The sequence below is a fragment of the Kitasatospora sp. NPDC034023 genome (assembly GCF_055575795.1).
Genome location: NZ_JBVIRY010000005.1, coordinates 194,013 through 212,336 on the forward strand (window position 1 = coordinate 194,013; position 18,324 = coordinate 212,336).

Here is an 18,324-nt window from a genome sequence, read left to right on the forward strand (position 1 = left end):
TTGACGTGAAATTACGTGCATGCAATCATGCATATGTCTTCGAGCAAGCTTCGTGAGCCTCCGGGAGTTTTCATGACCATCCTCATCACCGGCGCCCGTGGCAAGGTCGGCCAGGCCGTCATCAACCGCCTGCACACCGCCGGCCTTCCTGTCCGCGCCGCCAGCGCCAAGCCCGCCGAGCTGGCCGTCCCGACCGGCGTCGAGGTCGCCGAAGTCGACCTCAGCCGGCCCGAGACCTTCCCGGCCGCGCTCGACGGCGTGCGCCAGGTCTTCCTCTACCCCCAGCCCGAGGGCATCGACGCCTTCGCCGAGACCGCACGGGCCGCCGGCGTCGAGCACGTCGTACTGCTGTCCTCCTCCTCGGTTCTGGCCCCCGACGCCGAGACCGACCCGCTGGCCTCGCACAGCCTCCTCGTCGAGCGCGCCCTGACCGCCAGCGGCCTGCCGTGCACCTTCCTGCGCCCGGACGCCTTCGCCAGCAACGCCCTCGGCTGGTCCCACTTCATCGGGCACGGCCTGCCGATCCAGCTCGCCTACCCCGAGGCGCACATCGCGCCCATCCACCCCGAGGACATCGCCGACATCGCCGTCGCAGCCCTGACCGACACCGCCCGCCGCGGGCGCGCGCTCACCCTCACCGGCGGCGAATCCCTCACCTTCCGCGAGCAGATCGCCGTCCTGGCCGAGGTCCTCGGCCGCGACATCCGCGTCGACACGATCACCCACGAGCAGGCCGAGCAGCAGATGAGCCGCTTCATGCCGGCCCCGATGGTCTCCTCCCTGCTCGCCCTGTGGGCTGCCGCGTCCGCAGGCCCCGCCCCCATCGCCGACACCACCCGAACCCTGCTCGGCACGCCCGCGCGCACCTTCCGGCAATGGGCGACCGACAACGCCGCCGCGTTCACCACGCGCTGACCGCCGCCGCTCCCGCGCCCCGCCCCGCCCCGGCCCGCCCCGCGCGATCCCGACCTCACTGAAGGACCATCACCGTGAAGCCCATCGGCTACTGGCTCAATCGCACCGACAAGGCCCTCACCCGCTCCATGAACGGCATGCTCGACGAGTTCGGCCTCACCCGGACCGCCTGGCAGGTCCTCAACGTCATCCGCGACACGCCCGACGCCGCCGACACCGACGTCCACACGGCCCTCGCACCCAACGCCGACCTCCCCACCCTGACCGCCGCCATCGACACCGCTCTCACCGACGACTGGGCCACCCGCCCCGCACCCGGCCGGCTGGTGCTCACCGAGAACGGCCGCCGGCGCCTCGCCGCCGTCGAGGACCGGATCAGCGCCTTCCGCGAACTGTCCATGACCGGCATCACCGCGCAGGAGTACCACACCGCCGTCAGCGTCCTCGAACGCATGACGCACAACCTCGAAACCCGCTGATCACGATCGTCGACCGGGCGTCAACGGCCAGCGTGCGGAACCGCCACCAAAACCGGGGGGACGGGTGCGCCCTGGTGCCGGCCCGCACCCCCGCTGCCCCCGAAGGGGCGGCCGCTTTCCTCCCGTGCCCCTCGCCTCCGCCGTGCCCGTCAAGCTGACCGCCGCCGAGCGCCAACCAGCGGACGAAGACGGCCTCCGGCCACAGGACCCCGCATCAGACCCGGCAGCGAGCAACCATCGTGCCGCCGGCCCCCGGGGGCGCTCCAACACCCGGACAGCCGCGCAGACGTGGCCACCCGTGGACACCGTGCGCACCGGCTGGGGCGGCGGCGTGCGAGCACCGTCAGCCGGTACCGAATTCGCCGGTGCGGATGGCGGTGACGAAGGAGTGCCAGGCGGGGGAGGGGAAGACGAGGGCCGGGCCGCCCGGGTCCTTGGAGTCACGGACCGGGACGATGCCGGTGAAGCCGTCTGCCACCTCCACACACTGGCCGCCGCTGCCGCTGTGGGTGCTCTTGCGCCAGGTGGTGATGTGGGCGGGGTCCATGGCGGGCCTCCTGGTCAGGCTGTGCGAACGGAGTGGGAAGTCGATGGGGACGACTTCCCACTCCGGAGTGAAGTAGGCCTGTCAGGCGCCGAATTCGCCAGCGCGGACAGCGGTGACGAAGGACTGCCAGGCGGTGGCGGAGAAGAGCAGGGCCGGGCCGTTGGGGTCCTTGGAGTCGCGCACGGGCATGGCGCCAGGGAAGCCGTCAGCGACCTCTACACAGCCGTTCGACCCGCCGCTGTAAGTGCTCTTTCGCCAGCCAGCGTTGGTCAGGTCAACGTGCATCCTCATAGTCCTTCCGTACCGCTCGGATCATCTCCATCGATGCGGCCTGGTTCAGTGCCTCGATCTGCAGCCGATCGTAGCCCCTGGCAAGCGGAAGGACAGTGTTGATATCGCGGTCGAGGTACCCGCGCAGCTCGGTTTCTGTGTATCCGAGTACTTTGCGGTCGGGCATGGTCAGGAGAATCACGGGAAGGGTGAACGGGCGGTCCTCGCCCAGGGAGAACGGGGCTACCTGGAGAAGGACGTTCGGAGACATGGCGAACTGCTCAAGGTGCAGCAGCTGCTCGATCATGACCTCGGTCCCGCCAACGGGCCTACGTAGACAGCTCTCGTCGAGAACTGCGTGAAGCAGCGGCGCCGGTGTGCGGGCCATAAGCTGCTGGCGAGTCATGAGGAAGTTGACCCGCTCCTCCGCCTGTTCGGAGGTTGCGGTTCCGCGCCTGACGTTGGCGGCTTCCCAGGCGCCGGCGTAGGCCTGGGTTTGCAGTAGTCCGGACACGATGTCGATTGAGAACAGTCGCACCTCTGCGGCCCGGTTCTCGTAGTTGGCGTACTCGGGGAAGCCTGGCACCAAGGCTGTGTGCTTGTGCTGCCACCACATCAGCATCAAAGTCCCGCCCGTTTCCAGGACTTCATCGGCCTTGGTAGCAAACTTTTCACTCGGGGGTCGACGTGCAAGTTCAACGAACGAGACGTACGAGGCGCTGACTCCGCACTTGCGGGCGAGCTGGAACTGCTTGAGGCCCTTCGCCCTGCGTGAGTTGCGGAGTTGGACCGCGAAAGGGGCCCAGGGGCCGGACGCCGGGTCGATTTCCTTGATGTTCACCATGGCTGCTCCAAAACAACGCGCCCACGAGGTCAAGTCGTTTGCCGCTTCCGATGCTAGGTGACGCCGGGCCACCATGTGCACAGAACGTGAAACGCCGATCGCGGAGGGTTCTTCCATGGCTCAAGATCAGGTTCCCCGCACCCACGGGTACGGGGTGCGCTTTGACCCCGAGGTGCAGCGCTACCGGGTCCGTAACGAGATCACGGGGGAGTGGCTGCGCCAGGACTCCGGTGAGTTGGCGTCCTTCACCTTCTTCGGTGACGCCTACAGTGCCTGGCAGGTCTTCGAGGTGCACAAGCGGCCGGGGGAGAGGTGATGCCTTCCCCGCTCGCCCGTGTGACCGCCGAGCAGCGGCGGCAGGTCGCGTCCGTCGTCGAAGACCTCGTGTCCGTGCTTGCCCTGGGCGGGGTGAAGTTGCCGTCCATCGCCGTGGACTGGGAGTACGGGCGCAGGACGGGCAACTACCTCGTCCGGCTCGGTTCGGCCCGTCCGCTGGAACTCCTGCGCATCCTCGACCTGCTGCGCAAGGGGCTGCGCTACGAGCGCCTCACGTATGACGACTGAACTCCTGGCCCGTCTGCTGTGGTGTGCGGGCTTCTCTCTCGTCCTCTTCGCCGCCGTCAGAAAGTGAACTGTCCCATGCGTGACCCCCGCCTCCTCGCCAAGCCGCCGGTGTGCCGGCTCGGCTGCCTCGTTCTCGTCCGTAACCGGCGCGGCGAGGTCCTGCTCGTCGACCCGGACTACCTGGACGGCATGATCCTGCCCGGTGGCTCCGCGAAGCCGAACGAGCCGCCGAACGTGGCGGCCGCCCGGCACCTGCATGCCGAGACCGGTCTGCACCTGCGCCTGAGCGACCTCGTCGCTGTCGACTTCACCCCGGCCGACCGCCACCTGGAGCGCCTCAACCTGGTGTTCGACGGCGGCACGGTCCGCGACGACACCCGCCTGACCGTCCCGCCGCAACATCGCAGCGGCCTGCTCGGCGCCCGCTTCGTCCCCGTCCGGGAGCTGCCCAGCCGCATGGCGCCCTCGCAATGCGCCCGTGTCATGGAGGCGTTGGCCAACCGCACGCTGCCCGTCCTCCTCCACGGCCAACGCGCCGCCTGAGGTCAGGGCGCCAGCACCAGCCGCCCCCGCAGCCCGCCCGCCGCCAGGCGCTCGTGCGCCTGCCCGGCCCGCTCCAGCGGCAGCGTGTCCGCCACTCGCAGGGTCAGGCGGCCCTCGCCCGCGAGCGCGGCGAGCCGGCCCAGGGCGGGCCCGTCGGCGGTGATCCACACGTTCGCGACCCGGATCCCGCGTAGCCCCACCGGTGCGCTGGCGCCCGCGACCGCGACGAACGCGCCGCGTCCGCGTACCGCGCCCAGCGCCCGTACGCCCAGCAGTGCCGCGTCGATCGCGCCGTCGACCCCGCCGGGAACCAACTCCCGTACGGCCGCCGCCACATCGCCTGCCGTGCGCGGCACGAACCACTGCGCGCCCAGTCCGCGTACCAGTGATTCGTCCCCCGCCCCGGCCTGCGCCACCACCCGCAGGCCCCGCAGCGCGGCCAGTTCGACGGCGAAGCCGCCGACGGCGCCCGCCGCGCCCGTGACCAGCAGCGTCGACCCGGCGGGCAGGTCCAGCAGGTCGAGGGCCTGCAGCGCGGTGAGGCCGTTGAGCGGCAGTGTCGCCGCCTGCTCGAACGTGACGTTCGCCGGGATGGCGGCGAGGGCGTCGGCGTCCAGGACGGCGTGGTCGGCGTAGGCGCCGAGGTCCACGTCCAGGCGGTCGCGCAGCCCCGCCACCCGCTGCCCGGGCGCGAAGCCGGCGACGTCCGGCCCGACCGCGTCGACCGTCCCCGCCAGGTCCCAGCCGATGCCCGTCACCGCGCGGGGCGCCATCAGCCCGGCCTCGGCGAGGACGCCGGCGCGGGTGACCGCGTCCACCGGGTTGACCCCGGCCGCCGCGACCCGCACCCGCACCTGCCCGCGCCCCGGCTGCGGCAGCGCCACCTCGACCAGCTCCAGCGCCCCGGGGCCGCCGAACTCCCGTACCACCACGGCACGCACCACACCACACTCCTCGAGATCAGGGGGGAACACCGCCCCATGCCGTCCAACACCGCCCAACCTAAGGAGAGCTACTCTCCACGGGGAAGCACGCACCCCGAGGTGCGTACCGCACGGCAAGGAGAGAGCCCGTGTCGCCCACCATGACCGCCGCCCAGCGCCGCGCCGCCGCAGCGGCCGGCTTCGACGCCTACCTCGCCCAGTGCCCGGCCCGCCAACTCCTCGACCGGATCGGGGACAAGTGGACCAGCCTGGCCGTCAACGCCCTCGCCGGCGGCCCGCAGCGCTACAGCGACCTGCGCCGGCGCCTGGCCGGGGTGAGCGAGAAGATGCTCACCCAGACCCTGCGCGCGCTGGAACGCGACGGCCTGCTCACCCGCACCGTCGCCGGCGGCGTCCCGGCCCGCGTCGACTACGAACTCACCTCGCTCGGCCGGGACTTGCTTCCGCTGATGCAGTCGATCAAGACGTGGGCGGAGTCCCACATGCCGCAGGTGCTGCAGGCCCGCGCCGCGTACGACGACGGGCGCGGCACGCCGGTGTGAGCCGCGGTGCCCGTGACGGCTTCTTTCGGGTGATCGACGGGCGCGATGCCCGCCTGTGGACGGAGGTGTGTGGCACGTTGGCGAACGGTACTCCCGCACATGAGGAAAGGCACAGGTGGGCTCGTGGTGACTCGGACGGAGCGCGACCGCTTCCAGGCGATGTTCAGGAAGGTCGACGTCGACGGTGACGGTGTGATCGAGCAGGTCGACATCGACCAGTTGACCCAGGGCGTGCTGGCGCGGGCCGGCGCCGTCCCGGGGTCCGCGACCTGGCGTCGGGTGACCGGCTTGAGCAACAGGATGTGGCAGACGCTGCGAAGCGGTGCCGACGCGGACGGGGACGGGAGGGTCACCGCCCGCGAGTTCGTCGCCGCCTACCGCCGTCCGGAGTTCCTCGACCAGGTCGCCATCCCGTTCGAGCTCGCCGTCCTGGAGGCGGCCGATGCCGACGGCGACGGCAGGATCTCGCTGGCGGAGTGGCTGTCCTGGCAGGGCGACAAGGGCCTCTCCCAGGTCGAAGCCCTCCAGGAGTTCCAGCAGATCGACGCCGACGGCGACGGTTTCCTCACCCGCGATGAGTGCGCCCAGCACGTCAAGGAGTCCTACACCGCCCCGTAGGGCAGCCCCGTAGGACACCCGGGCCGCCCTGCGGGACGGCGCGTCAGCTGCCCTGGTCTGCTCGCGGCCGCGCCTCCGTGACGGAGAGGGTTCGCATGGATACGGTGGGTGGTGATTCGTGCACCTCGAGGCTTGGGAGCCCATCATGACCACTGAGGAACTTGCCAAGTTCTACGCCCTGCTGACCATCCTGGAGCCGCAGACGCAGACCTGTATCCAGGCTGCCCGCCTCGCCGAGGTGGGCACGGCGGGTGGCGGCGACACCGACACCACGGTGGTGAAGCAGCTGAAGATGCACGCCGACAAGATCACCGCCGAACTGGCCTCGGTGAGCCCCGAGAAGCTGCAGCGCAAGGCGGAGACGATCGCCAAGTTCCTGGTCTAGTCCGCACGTTGTTCCCGTTGGCCCGCCGGCTTCCTGTGCCGGCGGGCCAACGCACGTGCGGGGCGGGCGCTCCGACTTGGCCCTGCCGCAGGTGCTGCAGGCCCGGGCGGGCCGGTCAGGTCAGGGCGGCGGCCAGGCGTTCGGGCAGGGTGGCGTACGGGCGGCAGTCGACCACGGGCAGGGCGTGGGCGGCGGCCCGGTCGGCGAGCCAGGCGGAGTAGCGGGCGCTGACGGCGGCGCGCTCGCGTTGCGGGCCGCAACCGGGCTCGCGCTCGGCGTAGTTGGCGGCGATGCGCTGCGGGTCGCCCTCGTGGAGGAAGACCGCCCGTACCCGCCGTCCCTGCCCGGCGGCCTCGGCGGCGGCGCGGGCGGCGGCGTCCGGGGTGAGGTAGTCGCCCTCGACGATGGCGGGCACGTCGACGGTGAGCCGGTTGCGCACGACGCCGAGCAGGGCGTCGTCCAGGGCGTGGGCGGTGGCGATCTGCAACTGGAGGACGCGCTCGGCGCTCCTGGCCTCGTCGGGGGTCGAGAAGTCGGGGGCGGAGAAGTGGTGCAGGCCGGGGTGGGTGGCCGGGGTGGTGGCGGCCTGCAGGGCGGCGACGATGTCGTCGAACTCCACCGTGAACGCCCCGTGCCGGGCGGCGAGTCGGGCGGCGGCGCGGCTCTTGCCGATCCCGGATGCGCCGCCGATCAGCAGGACGTCCCACGGGCTTTCGTCGGTGTGCATACGGGCACGGTAAGCGGTTCGGGGTGGGGTGGGCTCGGTGGGGTGGGGGAGGCGGCCGGGGCGCGCCTTCCCGGCCCGGCCCCCGGCGCCCGACAGCCGGCCCATGGCCCGGTCCGTGGTCCGCCGCCCGCACCCCGTCGTGCGGGCGGCGGAAGCGGCGGCGGAAACGGGCGGCGGAAGCGGGTGGCGAGCGGACGCCGGAAGCGGGCAGCGGAGGCGGCGGCCGGCGCGGTCAGGCGCGGTCAGGCGCGGTCGTGGGTGGTGGCGCGGCGTACGGCCCAGGGCAGGACGAACCACAGGGTGGCGAAGATCAGCGCGATGACGCAGGTGATCGGCACGGCCACCGCCGCGCCGAGGATGACGTCGAGGACGAGCAGGACGGCGCCGGTCAGTGCGCAGGCGAGCAGCAGCAGGCCGGCCTGGGCGATGCGGGCGGAGACGGTGACGATCCGTTCCTTGCCGGGGTGGCGGTACAGGCCGCGGTGCAGGGCGACGGGGGTGGCGAGGACGGCCGCGGCGACGACGGCCAGCAGCAGGGTGGCGACGTAGATGTCCTGCTGGGCGTCGGTGAGTTCGGCGAAGCGCGGGGTGAAGGCGACGCCGAGGAGGAAGGCGAAGACGATCTGCACGCCGGTCTGCAGCACCCGCAGTTCCTGCAGCAGTTCCACCAGGCGCCGGTCGGCCCGGACGGCGGGGTTCTCCCAGCCGGGCGGGGGAGGGGCGGAGGGCGAAGGGGAGTCCGGCGGGGGCGGCGTGCTGGTCATGGACCACATTGTCGACGGAGGTAGCGGCCGGTCGCGGGAGGCCGGGGGGTGGCCGGTGGCGGTGGCGGTGGCGGTGGCGGGCGCGCGGGCCCGGCGCGGTCACCGGTCGTGGGCCGCCTGCCCGGTGCCGTCCAGGCGGGCCTGCCAGGCGGTGAGCAGGGTCTGCAGGGCGGCGGCCTCCTCGGGGTCCAGGTGGGCGAGCAGGCGGTGCTCGTTGCGCATGTGGGCGGTGAACGCCTCGTCGATCAGGCGCCGGCCGGCGTCGGTGAGGGCGACGACGCGTCCGCGCCGGTCGTCCTCGGCGGGGCGGCGGGTGACCAGTCCGGCGCGTTCCAGGCGGTCGATGCGCTTGGTCATCGCGCCGGTGGTCACCATCGTGTGGGCGGCGAGTTCGCCGGGGGCCCGTTCGTACGGGGCGCCGACGCGGCGCAGTGCGGCGAGCACGTCGAACTCGCCCTCGCCGAGGCCGTAGCGCTGGTAGACGAGGGCGAGCTCGGCGGTCAGGCGGGCGGCGAGGCGGTGCAGGCGGCCGATGACGGCCTGCGGGGAGACGTCGAGGTCGGGGCGTTCGCGCCGCCACTCGGCCTGGATCTGCGCGACGTGGTCGCCGGGGTCGCGGGGGGCGGCGTGGTCGGTCTCCATGGCAGCCAGTGTAGCGCGGATAGCTTCCCGGGAAGCTATATTGTCTTCCATGGAAGCCAATGTGCGGTGGGTGCTGCCGACCGCCCTCGCCCCCCTCACCTGGGGCGCCAACTACTACGTCACCCACGCCTACCTGCCCGCCGACCGCCCACTGTGGGGCGCCGTCCTGCGCGCCCTGCCCGCCGGCCTGCTCCTGCTCGCCCTCGCCCGCCGCCGCCCGCACGGCCCGTGGTGGTGGCGCAGCGCCCTGCTCGGACTGCTCAACACCGCCGTCTTCTTCGTCCTGCTCTACCTCGCCTCCCAACTGCTGCCCACCAGCGCCGCCGCCACCGTCATGGCCGCCTCCCCGTTGGCGATGCTGCTCACCGCCTGGGCGCTGGCCGGCCAGCGCCCGCGCCGCGCCCACCTGGCGGGCGCCGTGGTGGGCCTGGCCGGAGTCGCGCTGGCCCTGTTCGGGGGACTCGGCACCGGCGGCGCCATCGGCTGGACCGGGCTGGCCGCCTCGGCGGCGGCCATGCTCGTCTCCTCCGTCGGCTACGTGCTCGCCGCCCGCTGGCGCGAGGGCGCCGACCCGCTGGCCGCCACCTCCTGGCAGCTGACCGCCGGCGGCCTGATGCTGCTGCCGCTGGCCGCCGCCACCGAGGGCGCGCCCCCGGCGATGGACACCCCCACCCTGCTCGCCTTCGCCTACACCACCCTGATCGCCACCGCCCTCGCCTTCACCTGCTGGTTCGCCGGACTGCGCCACCTGCCGGCCGGGACGGTGGGGCTGCTCGGGCTGCTCAACCCGCTGGCCGGGGTGCTGCTGGGCACCGCGCTGGACGGGGACCCGTTCGGGGTGCGGCAGGGGGCGGGGCTGGCGCTGGTGGCGGCCGGGATCCTCCTCGGACGGCCGCGCGGGCGGTCGGCGCAGCCCTCGCCGGCCGAGGCCGCCGCCGAGCCTTCCGCCGGCGCGCGCTTGCCCGATGATCGGGTCGCGTGATCTGCTGGCGCCAGCATCGCGTGCCGGTGACGGACTGCGTCAGGCATGGAGGTGCGGAACCGAAGGGACCGCCACCCGTGGCCTCCCCCGCCGGCGGCCGTACGGCCGCCCTCAGTCTTCAACTCTCCCGCGCGCACCAGGACTTGCGCCGCCGCCTCGCCGACGTCCGCTCGAACCTCGGCCGGCCCCGCCCGGACGGCGACACGCTCCTCACCCACTGCCTGGCCTTCTGTACCGCCCTGACCAACCACCACCAGGGCGAGGACAGCGGCCTCTTCACCCAACTCCTGCACGAACGCCCAGACTTGGCGCCGACCGTCGCCAAACTCGTCGAGGACCACGGGTTCATCTCCGCCATCCTCGCCCGCGTCCGCGACCTCGCCGAACAGGCCGCCCACCTGTCCGATGCCGACCCGGCCCACCTGGAAGCGATCGGACGCGAACTCGACGGCCTGGCCGCCATCATGGACTCCCACTTCGGCTACGAGGAACGCGCCATCGGTGCCGCCCTCGACGCCGGGGTGCCCGACGACGGCTGGTCCGAGCCGGTGCTGCGCTTCGCGGCCCCGCAGAACCCGCCGCCGCAGAACCCGCCGTCGTAAATCCCCGCTGCCGGAAAACCGCTGCCGGGAAAACCGTTGCCGGTAAACCGCCGTCGTAAAACCCGTCGCCCCACCCGGCCCGCCTTCCCTACACTCGCCACGCAGCCGCGCCGCGCCACGCCGTGCGGCCGACCGTGCCGACGGACGAGACGAGAGAGGGGGCGAGCGGCCGTGCCGAAGCAGAGCGCCGCCGCCCCCTCTCCCGCGTCGCGGTACGAGGTGATCCTGGTGTCCCCGTCCTCCCGGTGCCCGCTGCGCGGCCGGCACCGGAGCAGTGCCGCCACCGTCTGAGCCCCGGCATCCACGGCCCGCACGGGCCGGCCAGGAAAACGCACCTGACGTGTCGTCAGCACTGCCGAATCGCGCGCCCACCCGCAGGAAAACGCCTCGAAAGGCACCCGGGCCATGCGCACCGACACCACCGCCTCCGCCATTGCCGCCGTCCGCAACCTCGGCATCCTCGCCCACGTCGACGCCGGCAAGACCACCGTCACCGAGCGGATCCTCTACCTCACCGGCACCACCCACAAGCGCGGCGAAGTCCACGACGGCACCACCGTCACCGACTTCGACCCCCAGGAACGCGACCGCGGCATCACCATCTTCGCCGCCGCCGTCAGCTGCGCCTGGGCCGGACACCGGATCAACCTCATCGACACCCCCGGCCACGTCGACTTCGCCGACGAGGTCGAACGCTCGCTGCGCGTCCTGGACGGCGCGGTGGCGGTGTTCGACGCGGTCGCCGGCGTCGAGCCGCAGAGCGAGTCCGTCTGGCGCCAGGCCGAACGCCACGGCGTGCCCCGCATCGCCTTCGTCAACAAACTCGACCGCGCCGGCGCCGACCTGGACACCGCCGTCGCCTCCATCCGCGAACGCCTGCACCCGCGCCCGCTCGCCGTCCAACTGCCCATCGGCACCGAGGAGTCGTTCACCGGTGTCGTCGACCTGCTGCACCTGCGCGCCCACACCTGGCACGACGACGGCACCCCGGCCGCCGAGGGCCCGGTGCCCGCCCACCTCGCCGACCAGGCCGCCCAACGGCGCCGCGCCCTGGAGGAGGCCGTCGCCGAACTGAACCCCGAAGCCCTGGAGGAGTTCTGCGCCCACGGCGCCGTCACCGCCGCCACCCTCGCCACCGCCCTGCGCGAACTCACCCGCACCGGCGAGGCCGTGGTCGTGCTGTGCGGCTCCGCCTACCGCAACCGCGGCATCGAACCCCTCCTGGACGCCGCCGTCGCCTACCTGCCCTCCCCGCTCGACGTCCCGCCCGTCCGCTCGGCCGACGGCGCGCAGCAGCGCACCGCCGACCCCGAACAGCCCCTGACCGCCCTGGCGTTCAAGGTCGTCGCGGCCCCCACGGGCCGCCTCACCTACCTGCGCCTGTACGCCGGCACCCTGCACAAGGGAGCGACCGTGCTCGACACCGCCACCGGACGCCGCGAACGCGTCGCCCGCATCCTGCGCGTCATGGCCGACCGCCACACCGAGACCGACCACGCCCGCGCCGGCGACATCGTCGCCGTCATCGGCCCCAAGACCGCCCGCGTCGGCGCCACCCTGTGTGACCCCGACCACCCCGTCCTCCTGGAGGCACCCGTGAGCGCCGAACCGGTCGTCACCGTCGCCGTCGAGGCCCGCCGCGCCACCGACACCGACAAACTCGCCGCCGCCCTGGCCCGCCTGGCCGAGGAGGACCCCTCGCTGCGCCTGGCCACCGACCCCGAGACCGGGCAGCGCACCCTGTCGGGGCTGGGCGAGCTGCACCTGGAGGTGGCGGTGGAGAAGGTGCGGCGCGACAGCGGCATCGAGGCGGTCACCGGACGGCCGACGGTCGCGCTGCGCGAGGCCCTGGTCGAGGGCGTGCGCGGCTTCGTGTACCGGCACGCCAAGCAGGACGGCGGCGCGGGCCAGTTCGCGCACCTCGTCCTCGACGTCCACCCGCTCGAGGGCGAGGGGGAGTTCGGGTTCGCCTCCACCGTCACCGGCGGGCGCGTGCCGCGCGAGTACGTGCAGGCCGTCGAGGCCGGCTGCCGCGACGCCCTCGCCGAGGGCCCGCTCGGCGGCCACCCGGTCACCGGCGTCGCCGTCACCCTCACCGACGGGGCCACCCACCCCAAGGACTCCTCCGAGCTCGCCTTCCGCACCGCCGCCCGCCTCGGACTGCGCGAGGCGCTGCGGGCCTCGCGGATGCGGCTGCTGGAGCCGGTCGCGGAGGTGACGGTCACCGTGCCCGAGGACGCGCTGGGCACCGTCCTCGGCGACCTCGCCGCCCGGCGCGGCCACGTCCGGGCCACCACGGCCGGACGCGGCGTCACCGCGCAGGTGAGCGCGCTGGTGCCGCTGGCCGAACTGTTCGGCTACGCGAGCCGCCTGCGCGGGCGCACCCAGGGCCGCGGCACCTTCACCACCCGCCCGGCCGGCTACGCGCCCGCGCCGTCGCCCTCGCCCGTGAGCGCCGGCTGAGCCCGGTGCCCGGCCCTCCCCTCCCCGGGAGGGCCGGGCACCGGCCCGCACCCGACCGACGGGTCCGGACCCCGGCCCCTACAGCGCCCCGGCCTCGGCCGCCGCCCACGCCGACGGGTACAGCGGCCGCCAGCCCAGGTCCCGGCGCGCCGCGGCCGTCGACACCTGGCCCTCCCACGGGTCGAACGGCGCATCCGGCGAACCGCCCGGGTGTGTCAGGCCGTTGAGCGCGTGCAGGTCCCAGGCCGTCAGCGGCGCGTCGTCGCACACGTTGTACGTACGCCCCTCGATCCCGGGCACGGACACCGCCCGCCACAGCGCCTGCGCCACGTCCGCGTGGTGCACCACCGCCAGGCGCTGGTGCGCGGGCCAGTCGGCGGCCCACTGCAGCGACTGCGCCAGATGCGGATCGCCCTCCCCGTACACGAACGCCAACCGCGCCACCACCAGCGGAAGTTCGTCGCCCAGTGCGCGCAGCCCGGCCTCCGCCTGCGCCTTGGACGCCGCGTACACCCCCCACGCCGGATCCGGCGCCGGCCGGTCGTCCTCCACCGCGGGGCGTCCCAGCCCCCGCCCGTACACCAGGTTCGTACTGGTGTGGACGAACCGCGCCACCCCCGCCTTCGCCGCCTCCCGGCCCAGCGCCACCGCCGCGTCCCGGTTGACCGCCCACGCCGTCTCCTCCGGCACCCCGCGCAGCGCCGCCGCGACGTTCAGCACCACCTCGGCCCCGTCCAGTGCCCGCGCCCGGTCCGCCTCCTCGCACAGGTCGCCGACCACCACCTCCACGCCCGGCCCCGCCAGTACGGCCGCCTTCGCCGCGTCGCGTACCAGCACCCGCACCGCCGAGCCGTCCGCCCCGGCCCACCGCACCAGCCGCGGCACCAGCCGGCTCCCGACCGAACCGGTCGCGCCCGTCACCAGGATTGTCGCCATCGCCCGTCTCCTCCAGGGAATTTGCCGTCCTCCGACACCCACCACCCTGTCCGCGGCGCGGCAGGCCCGCCAGAGACCTCCCGATCCAGGGACCGCCGATCCCTGGCTGGGGCCCGGGCGATCGGGCCTGAGTGGTCAGCCAGCCGCCATCCACTCCTCCATCCCTGATCTTGCGCGAGTATCCCCGGATTCAGCTGGGGAGGGGAGCGAGTTCATTGCCGGGGGCGCGGAGAGCCGGAATTCTGCGTGTTGTCAGTGGGGCGAGTTATGTTGATGGCACCGACCGAAGGGGGTGGGCCGAATGATTCGTGCGTACAAGTTCCTCCTGCGGCCCACCGTGCGCCAGGCGCAGGCGCTCGGCGAGATGCTGCGGGATCACTGCTCGCTGTACAACGGGGCGTTGCAGGAACGTCGCGGCGCCTACCGGCACCCGTCGAAGGCAAGCGTCACGTACGGGATGCAGTCCGTGCAGCTCAAGGAGATCCGGGCGTTCGACGCGGAGCGGCAGGGCCGCTGGTCGTTCTCTTCGCAGCAGGCGACGCTCCGCCGCCTGGACAGGGCGTTCGCCGCGTTCTTCCGCCGGGTCAAGTCTGGTGACACACCCGGCTACCCGCGCTTTCGGGGTGTGAGCTGGTTCGACACTGTGGAGTTTCCCAAGGACGGCGACGGCTGCTGGTGGGACTCCACCCCATGCGACCCCGTGACCCGGGTCCGGTTCCAGGGCGTGGGGCACGTCAGGGTGAACCGGCACCGTCCGGTAGTCGGCAGGGTCAAGACCGTCAGCGTCAAGCGCGAGGGCAAGCGTTGGTATGTGGTGCTGACAGCCGAGCAGGCCGCGCCCGAGCCGCTGCCGGCGACGGGCAGCGCGGTCGGCATCGACATGGGCATAGCAAACTTCCTCGCCGACTCCAATGGCGGGTTCGTACCCAACCCCCGCCATGGCCGGAAGGCCGCTTCGAAGCTCGAAGCCGCGCAGCATGCCCTGTCCCGGTGCAAGCAGCGGAGCAACCGCCGCCGCAAGGCCGTTCAGCGCGTCGCCGACCTGCACCGCAAGGTCCGCCGTCAACGGCTTGACCACGCCCACAAGGCCGCCCTCGGCCTGGTCCGTGCGCACGACTTCATCGCGCACGAAGACCTCAAGGTCCGCAACATGGTGCGCACCCCCGCGCCAAGGCCCGACCCCGACCGGCCGGGCGGCTTCCTGCCCAACGGTGCGACGGCGAAGGCCGGGCTGAACAAGTCGATCAACGATGCCGGATGGGGGGTGTTCCTGACGATCCTCACCGCCAAGGCTGAAAGCGCCGGACGGGAAGTGATCGCCGTGAACCCCCGCAACACCTCCCGGACTTGTCCCACATGCGGGCACATCACAGTGGAGAACCGGCCCACCCAGGAGACCTTCCACTGTGTCGCCTGCGGCCACAAGGCCCACGCCGACACAGTGGGAGCCACCAACGTTCTACGGGCCGGGCTGGCCCGTCGCGAAGCCGTACCGGTATAGCGAGAAGCCCCCGGCTCCCGCCGGAGGAGGAGTCACCTGCCGGAAGACCTCTTGGTGGGTCGCGCGGGCCGTGGCGACCAGCGGGTCCTGCGGGCCGCGTCTGAAGGCCGAGGCGGCCCGGTCGACCCGGGCGAGGTACTCGTCGCGGGTGATCGTGCCGTCGCCGTCGCTGTCCAGCATCGTGAAGATGCGCCGCTTCGCCTCGTCCGACATATCGTCACCATCCGTTCGTAGCAGGGAGTTTTACGACCGGAACGCTATCGGTGGGGCGAGTCGGCGTAGGGGAGGCGCGGCCCGGCGGGCCAGGGATCGGCGGTCCCTGGATACATACCGCCCGGCGCGCCATGCTGGGGGCATGATCGATCGCGCGGCGCTGGCCGACTTCCTCACCCGGACCCGGGCCCGGCTCGCCCCCGCCGACCTGGGGCTGCCGCCCGGGGCGCGGCGCCGCACGCCCGGGTTGCGGCGCGAGGAGGTCGCGCAGGTGGCGGGCCTGTCGGTGGACTACTACGCGCGCCTGGAGCAGCGGCGCGGGCCGCAGCCCTCGCCGCAGCTGCTGGCCGCCCTGGCGCGGGCGCTGCGTCTCAGCGAGGACGAACGCGACCACCTGTTCCGCCTCGCCGGGCACGAGCCGCCGCGCCGGCACGGGCCGCTCGGGCACGTGCGGCCGGGGCTGCTGCTGATCCTGGACCGGCTGCACGACACGCCCGCCCAGGTGGTCTCTGACCTCGGCGACGTCCTCGCGCAGAACGCGATGGCCGCCGCCGTCTTCGGCGACACCGGCGCCCTGCCGCCCGGGCAGCGCAACCTGCTGCTGCGCTGGTTCACCGAACCGCACACCCGGGCACTGTTCCCGCCCGAGGACCACGAGGACCTGGCCCGCGCCCACGTCGCCGCCCTGCGCGCCGCCCGCACCGCCCGCCCCGGGGACCGGCGCGCCGCCGAACTGCTGGAGCAACTCCTCGCCACCGGCGACGAGTTCACCTCCCACTGGGAGCGCCACGAGGTCGCCCGGCGGCGCAGCGGCCGCAAACGGGTGCTGCACCCGGTGGTGGGGGAGCTGGACCTGGAGTGCGAGGTGCTGGCCGCCGGCGGCGAGGACCAACTGCTGCTCGTGCACACCGCCGCCCCCGGCAGCGACTGCGCCTCCCGCCTGGACCTGCTGCGCGTCGTCGGCGCCCCCGCCCCCGCCTGAGGCCCTGACCGGTTCCCATGGCGACGCCGCCACCGGTGAGGGTCGTCCGGCAGGGGCGGCACCACGCTCCGGCTGTCCGCACCGAAGACCGCAGGCTCATCGCGGCGACCGAAGACCCGCAGGCTCATCGCGGCGAAGGTGCGCTGAGACGAGGGCGCACGGGGACGATGGCCGGCCTCGCGGTCCGCTGCGCCCCGGTCAGACGGATCCCCAGACGGCGCCCGCCCGTTCGGCAGCCTCGCCGCCCTGGCGCACGCCCTCCCGGTAGGCGCCGACCCAGGTGTCCCAGTCCGGCCGTTCGGAGTCCAGCACCGCCCGCGCCCCGGCGTCGGGGGCGAGCGCCACGGCCGACGGCCAGGGCGTGAGGTCGGTGGGCGGGTGGCGGTGCGCCAGCGGCTCGACCACGACCAGCGCGCGGGCCCCGGCGGCGAGGTCGGCGTTGGTGCCCGCGCGCAGCGCGCCGTCCATGCCGTGGCGGCCGCCGGGCAGGGTGACGGGCACCTCCACCCCCGGGAACGCGCTGGAGGCGGCGACCGCGCGCAGCAGCGGCACACCGTCGGCACCCGTCCACACCAGCTCCTCGCCGCTGTCCGCGTCCACGGCGGTGATCAGCAGGCGCCGTCGGCGAGGCCAGTCGGGCGCGCCGATCAGGGCCTCGCGGCGGGCCAGCAGGTCGCTTTCGGCCTCGGCGCCGGCGCTCGCCAGCGCGATCCGCCCGACCTGGCGGCGCGCCTCGGCCGGATCCAGGCCCCGGCCGAGCACGGCGAACACCTCGCCCGTGACGGCCGGATCGGGCCGGCGGGCCGGGCCCTGGGACCGGTGCTGCGGGTCCACGATGCGGCCCGGGTCCTGTCCGGTGGCCAGCAGCGCGGCCACGATCGCCCCGGCCGAGGTGCCGACCGTCAGCTCCGCCGCGCCCAGGTCCACTCCGGCCTCGCGCAGCCCGTTCACCAGCCCGGCCGTCCACGCCATGCCCAGCCGGCCCCCGGGCCCGAGCACCAGCGCCCGCCCGAGGCCGTGACCGTCCGTCACAGCGACCCCGTTCCCCATGGCTTCCCCCTTCGTCACGGCGACCCCCGCCGTTCTTGAAACAGTCGTACCATAAACTCGTCCAGCAGTGCCCACCCGGTGCCGACCAGCCGTCACCGGGCCCCGGAGAAAGGACCGACCGCCGTGGGACGACCCGCCGACCCCGCCCGCCGCGAGCGCACCCTGGCCGGGGCGACCGACCACGTCCTGGCCCACGGGCTGGCCGGACTGAGCCTGCGCCCCTTGGCCGCCGCCCTCGACACCAGCCCGCGCATGCTGCTCTACGACTTCGGCAGCAAGCAGGAACTGGTGGCCGCCGTCCTCGCCGAGGCCCGCCGCCGTGGCGCGGCGCGCCTGGCCGGATGCCCCCCGTTGGGGGCGGGCACGCCCGCGCAGCGGCTGCGCGGCATCTGGGCGTGGCTCAGCGCGCCCGAACGCGCCCCGTTGGTCCGGCTGTTCTTCGAAGTCCACGCCGACGGGCTGGCCCACCCCGAGCACTACCCGGACCGCGCCCGGGCCGTCACCGACTGGTTCGACACCCTGGGCGCCGCCTTTCGCGACGTCGCCGACGGCGAGGGCGACACCGCCACCCCCACCCTGGTCATGGCGGTCCTGCGGGGCCTGCTGTTCGACCTCACCACCACCGGGGACCGCGAGCGCGCCGACCGGGCCCTGGAACGCTTCGCCGACCTGCTGGGGTCGTGACCCGCCCATCGCGCGGGTGCCATGCGGCGTCCGTCCCGCCCGGCGTCCCGCCGGAGACGCACGTGCCGGAGACGCACGTGCCGGGCCCCGCCGCCTCGGTGGGGCGGCGGGGCCCGGCACGCGGCGC

24 protein-coding genes are annotated in these 18,324 nt (G+C 73.6%); 14 read left to right on the top strand and 10 right to left on the bottom strand.

Features of this window, described 5'->3' with window-relative positions:
* The first annotated feature begins 72 nt into the window (after nucleotides 1-72).
* Entirely contained in the window at nucleotides 73-915 is an 843-nt protein-coding gene (locus tag ACZ52R_RS09945) for an SDR family oxidoreductase (RefSeq protein WP_465614993.1), read from the top strand.
* Between the two features lie 74 nt (nucleotides 916-989).
* Nucleotides 990-1,394, top strand: a complete 405-nt coding sequence (locus ACZ52R_RS09950) for a MarR family winged helix-turn-helix transcriptional regulator (protein ID WP_465614994.1) — start codon at nucleotides 990-992, stop codon at nucleotides 1,392-1,394.
* Between the two features lie 343 nt (nucleotides 1,395-1,737).
* Here ACZ52R_RS09950 and ACZ52R_RS09955 read toward each other — a convergent pair whose 3' ends face one another.
* The 3 genes from ACZ52R_RS09955 to ACZ52R_RS09965 all read right to left on the bottom strand — a co-directional run bounded on the left by ACZ52R_RS09955 (nucleotide 1,738) and on the right by ACZ52R_RS09965 (nucleotide 3,055).
* Nucleotides 1,738-1,941: a DUF397 domain-containing protein gene (locus ACZ52R_RS09955; RefSeq protein WP_465753279.1), complete on the bottom strand. Its 204-nt coding sequence runs from the start codon at nucleotides 1,939-1,941 to the stop codon at nucleotides 1,738-1,740.
* 81 nt (nucleotides 1,942-2,022) lie between these two features.
* Complete coding sequence (locus ACZ52R_RS09960) at nucleotides 2,023-2,232, bottom strand: DUF397 domain-containing protein (protein ID WP_465614997.1); 210 nt, start codon at nucleotides 2,230-2,232, stop codon at nucleotides 2,023-2,025.
* On the bottom strand, nucleotides 2,216-3,055 hold the full coding sequence (locus tag ACZ52R_RS09965; protein WP_465614998.1) for a helix-turn-helix domain-containing protein: 840 nt from the start codon (nucleotides 3,053-3,055) through the stop codon (nucleotides 2,216-2,218). The genes ACZ52R_RS09960 and ACZ52R_RS09965 overlap by 17 nt, the downstream gene beginning before the upstream one ends.
* Nucleotides 3,056-3,170: 115 nt before the next feature.
* On the opposite strand from ACZ52R_RS09965, the gene ACZ52R_RS09970 reads away from it, so the two are divergent.
* The 3 genes from ACZ52R_RS09970 to ACZ52R_RS09980 all read left to right on the top strand — a co-directional run bounded on the left by ACZ52R_RS09970 (nucleotide 3,171) and on the right by ACZ52R_RS09980 (nucleotide 4,162).
* A complete protein-coding gene (locus tag ACZ52R_RS09970) occupies nucleotides 3,171-3,371 on the top strand; it encodes a hypothetical protein (RefSeq protein WP_360510137.1) in 201 nt (66 codons plus the stop codon).
* Nucleotides 3,371-3,619, top strand: coding sequence for a hypothetical protein (locus ACZ52R_RS09975; protein ID WP_465753280.1), 249 nt, complete (start codon nucleotides 3,371-3,373; stop codon nucleotides 3,617-3,619). The genes ACZ52R_RS09970 and ACZ52R_RS09975 overlap by 1 nt, the downstream gene beginning before the upstream one ends.
* 75 nt (nucleotides 3,620-3,694) lie before the next feature.
* On the top strand, nucleotides 3,695-4,162 hold the full coding sequence (locus ACZ52R_RS09980; RefSeq protein ID WP_465753281.1) for an NUDIX domain-containing protein: 468 nt from the start codon (nucleotides 3,695-3,697) through the stop codon (nucleotides 4,160-4,162).
* 2 nt (nucleotides 4,163-4,164) lie between these two features.
* On the opposite strand, the gene ACZ52R_RS09985 is transcribed toward ACZ52R_RS09980, so the two are convergent.
* Nucleotides 4,165-5,103, bottom strand: coding sequence for an NADP-dependent oxidoreductase (locus tag ACZ52R_RS09985; RefSeq protein WP_465615286.1), 939 nt, complete (start codon nucleotides 5,101-5,103; stop codon nucleotides 4,165-4,167).
* Between the two features lie 143 nt (nucleotides 5,104-5,246).
* On the opposite strand from ACZ52R_RS09985, the gene ACZ52R_RS09990 reads away from it, so the two are divergent.
* From ACZ52R_RS09990 to ACZ52R_RS10000, 3 genes are all read left to right on the top strand, one after another.
* Nucleotides 5,247-5,648 carry a winged helix-turn-helix transcriptional regulator gene (locus ACZ52R_RS09990; protein ID WP_465753349.1) on the top strand — a complete coding sequence of 134 codons (402 nt, stop codon included), beginning with the start codon at nucleotides 5,247-5,249 and terminating at the stop codon, nucleotides 5,646-5,648.
* Nucleotides 5,649-5,771: 123 nt separating this feature from the next.
* Entirely contained in the window at nucleotides 5,772-6,266 is a 495-nt protein-coding gene (locus ACZ52R_RS09995; protein ID WP_465753282.1) for an EF-hand domain-containing protein, read from the top strand.
* Nucleotides 6,267-6,411: 145 nt separating this feature from the next.
* Nucleotides 6,412-6,651, top strand: a complete 240-nt coding sequence (locus tag ACZ52R_RS10000) for a hypothetical protein (protein WP_465615003.1) — start codon at nucleotides 6,412-6,414, stop codon at nucleotides 6,649-6,651.
* A gap of 115 nt (nucleotides 6,652-6,766) precedes the next feature.
* On the opposite strand, the gene ACZ52R_RS10005 is transcribed toward ACZ52R_RS10000, so the two are convergent.
* The 3 genes from ACZ52R_RS10005 to ACZ52R_RS10015 form a co-directional block, all read right to left on the bottom strand.
* Nucleotides 6,767-7,378, bottom strand: a complete 612-nt coding sequence (locus tag ACZ52R_RS10005; RefSeq protein ID WP_465753283.1) for an AAA family ATPase — start codon at nucleotides 7,376-7,378, stop codon at nucleotides 6,767-6,769.
* Nucleotides 7,379-7,620: 242 nt separating this feature from the next.
* On the bottom strand, nucleotides 7,621-8,142 hold the full coding sequence (locus ACZ52R_RS10010) for a DUF6328 family protein (protein WP_465615005.1): 522 nt from the start codon (nucleotides 8,140-8,142) through the stop codon (nucleotides 7,621-7,623).
* A 99-nt stretch (nucleotides 8,143-8,241) separates the two neighbouring features.
* The gene (locus ACZ52R_RS10015; RefSeq protein WP_465753284.1) at nucleotides 8,242-8,784 is read right to left on the bottom strand and encodes a MarR family winged helix-turn-helix transcriptional regulator; all 543 of its coding nucleotides are present in this window, start codon (nucleotides 8,782-8,784) and stop codon (nucleotides 8,242-8,244) included.
* A 49-nt stretch (nucleotides 8,785-8,833) separates the two neighbouring features.
* Between ACZ52R_RS10015 and ACZ52R_RS10020 the strand changes: the two genes are divergently transcribed.
* The 3 genes from ACZ52R_RS10020 to fusA all read left to right on the top strand — a co-directional run bounded on the left by ACZ52R_RS10020 (nucleotide 8,834) and on the right by fusA (nucleotide 12,831).
* Entirely contained in the window at nucleotides 8,834-9,766 is a 933-nt protein-coding gene (locus tag ACZ52R_RS10020; RefSeq protein WP_465753285.1) for a DMT family transporter, read from the top strand.
* A 77-nt stretch (nucleotides 9,767-9,843) separates the two neighbouring features.
* On the top strand, nucleotides 9,844-10,368 hold the full coding sequence (locus ACZ52R_RS10025) for a hemerythrin domain-containing protein (protein ID WP_465753286.1): 525 nt from the start codon (nucleotides 9,844-9,846) through the stop codon (nucleotides 10,366-10,368).
* Between the two features lie 405 nt (nucleotides 10,369-10,773).
* Nucleotides 10,774-12,831: an elongation factor G gene (fusA, locus tag ACZ52R_RS10030; protein WP_465753287.1), complete on the top strand. Its 2,058-nt coding sequence runs from the start codon at nucleotides 10,774-10,776 to the stop codon at nucleotides 12,829-12,831.
* A 78-nt stretch (nucleotides 12,832-12,909) separates the two neighbouring features.
* On the opposite strand, the gene ACZ52R_RS10035 is transcribed toward fusA, so the two are convergent.
* The gene (locus ACZ52R_RS10035) at nucleotides 12,910-13,767 is read right to left on the bottom strand and encodes an NAD-dependent epimerase/dehydratase family protein (RefSeq protein ID WP_465615010.1); all 858 of its coding nucleotides are present in this window, start codon (nucleotides 13,765-13,767) and stop codon (nucleotides 12,910-12,912) included.
* 301 nt (nucleotides 13,768-14,068) lie between these two features.
* On the opposite strand from ACZ52R_RS10035, the gene ACZ52R_RS10040 reads away from it, so the two are divergent.
* A complete protein-coding gene (locus tag ACZ52R_RS10040) occupies nucleotides 14,069-15,268 on the top strand; it encodes an RNA-guided endonuclease InsQ/TnpB family protein (RefSeq protein ID WP_465753288.1) in 1,200 nt (399 codons plus the stop codon).
* Here ACZ52R_RS10040 and ACZ52R_RS10045 read toward each other — a convergent pair.
* The gene (locus ACZ52R_RS10045; protein ID WP_465753289.1) at nucleotides 15,227-15,481 is read right to left on the bottom strand and encodes a hypothetical protein; all 255 of its coding nucleotides are present in this window, start codon (nucleotides 15,479-15,481) and stop codon (nucleotides 15,227-15,229) included. The two genes, ACZ52R_RS10040 and ACZ52R_RS10045, sit on opposite strands and share 42 nt — an antisense overlap.
* 145 nt (nucleotides 15,482-15,626) lie before the next feature.
* Between ACZ52R_RS10045 and ACZ52R_RS10050 the strand changes: the two genes are divergently transcribed.
* Nucleotides 15,627-16,463, top strand: a complete 837-nt coding sequence (locus ACZ52R_RS10050) for a helix-turn-helix transcriptional regulator (protein WP_465753350.1) — start codon at nucleotides 15,627-15,629, stop codon at nucleotides 16,461-16,463.
* 198 nt (nucleotides 16,464-16,661) lie between these two features.
* Here the strand turns inward: ACZ52R_RS10050 and ACZ52R_RS10055 are convergent, their stop codons facing one another.
* Nucleotides 16,662-17,495 carry a patatin-like phospholipase family protein gene (locus tag ACZ52R_RS10055; protein ID WP_465753290.1) on the bottom strand — a complete coding sequence of 278 codons (834 nt, stop codon included), beginning with the start codon at nucleotides 17,493-17,495 and terminating at the stop codon, nucleotides 16,662-16,664.
* A gap of 141 nt (nucleotides 17,496-17,636) precedes the next feature.
* On the opposite strand from ACZ52R_RS10055, the gene ACZ52R_RS10060 reads away from it, so the two are divergent.
* On the top strand, nucleotides 17,637-18,197 hold the full coding sequence (locus ACZ52R_RS10060) for a TetR/AcrR family transcriptional regulator (protein WP_465615014.1): 561 nt from the start codon (nucleotides 17,637-17,639) through the stop codon (nucleotides 18,195-18,197).
* Nucleotides 18,198-18,324: the final 127 nt, after the last annotated feature.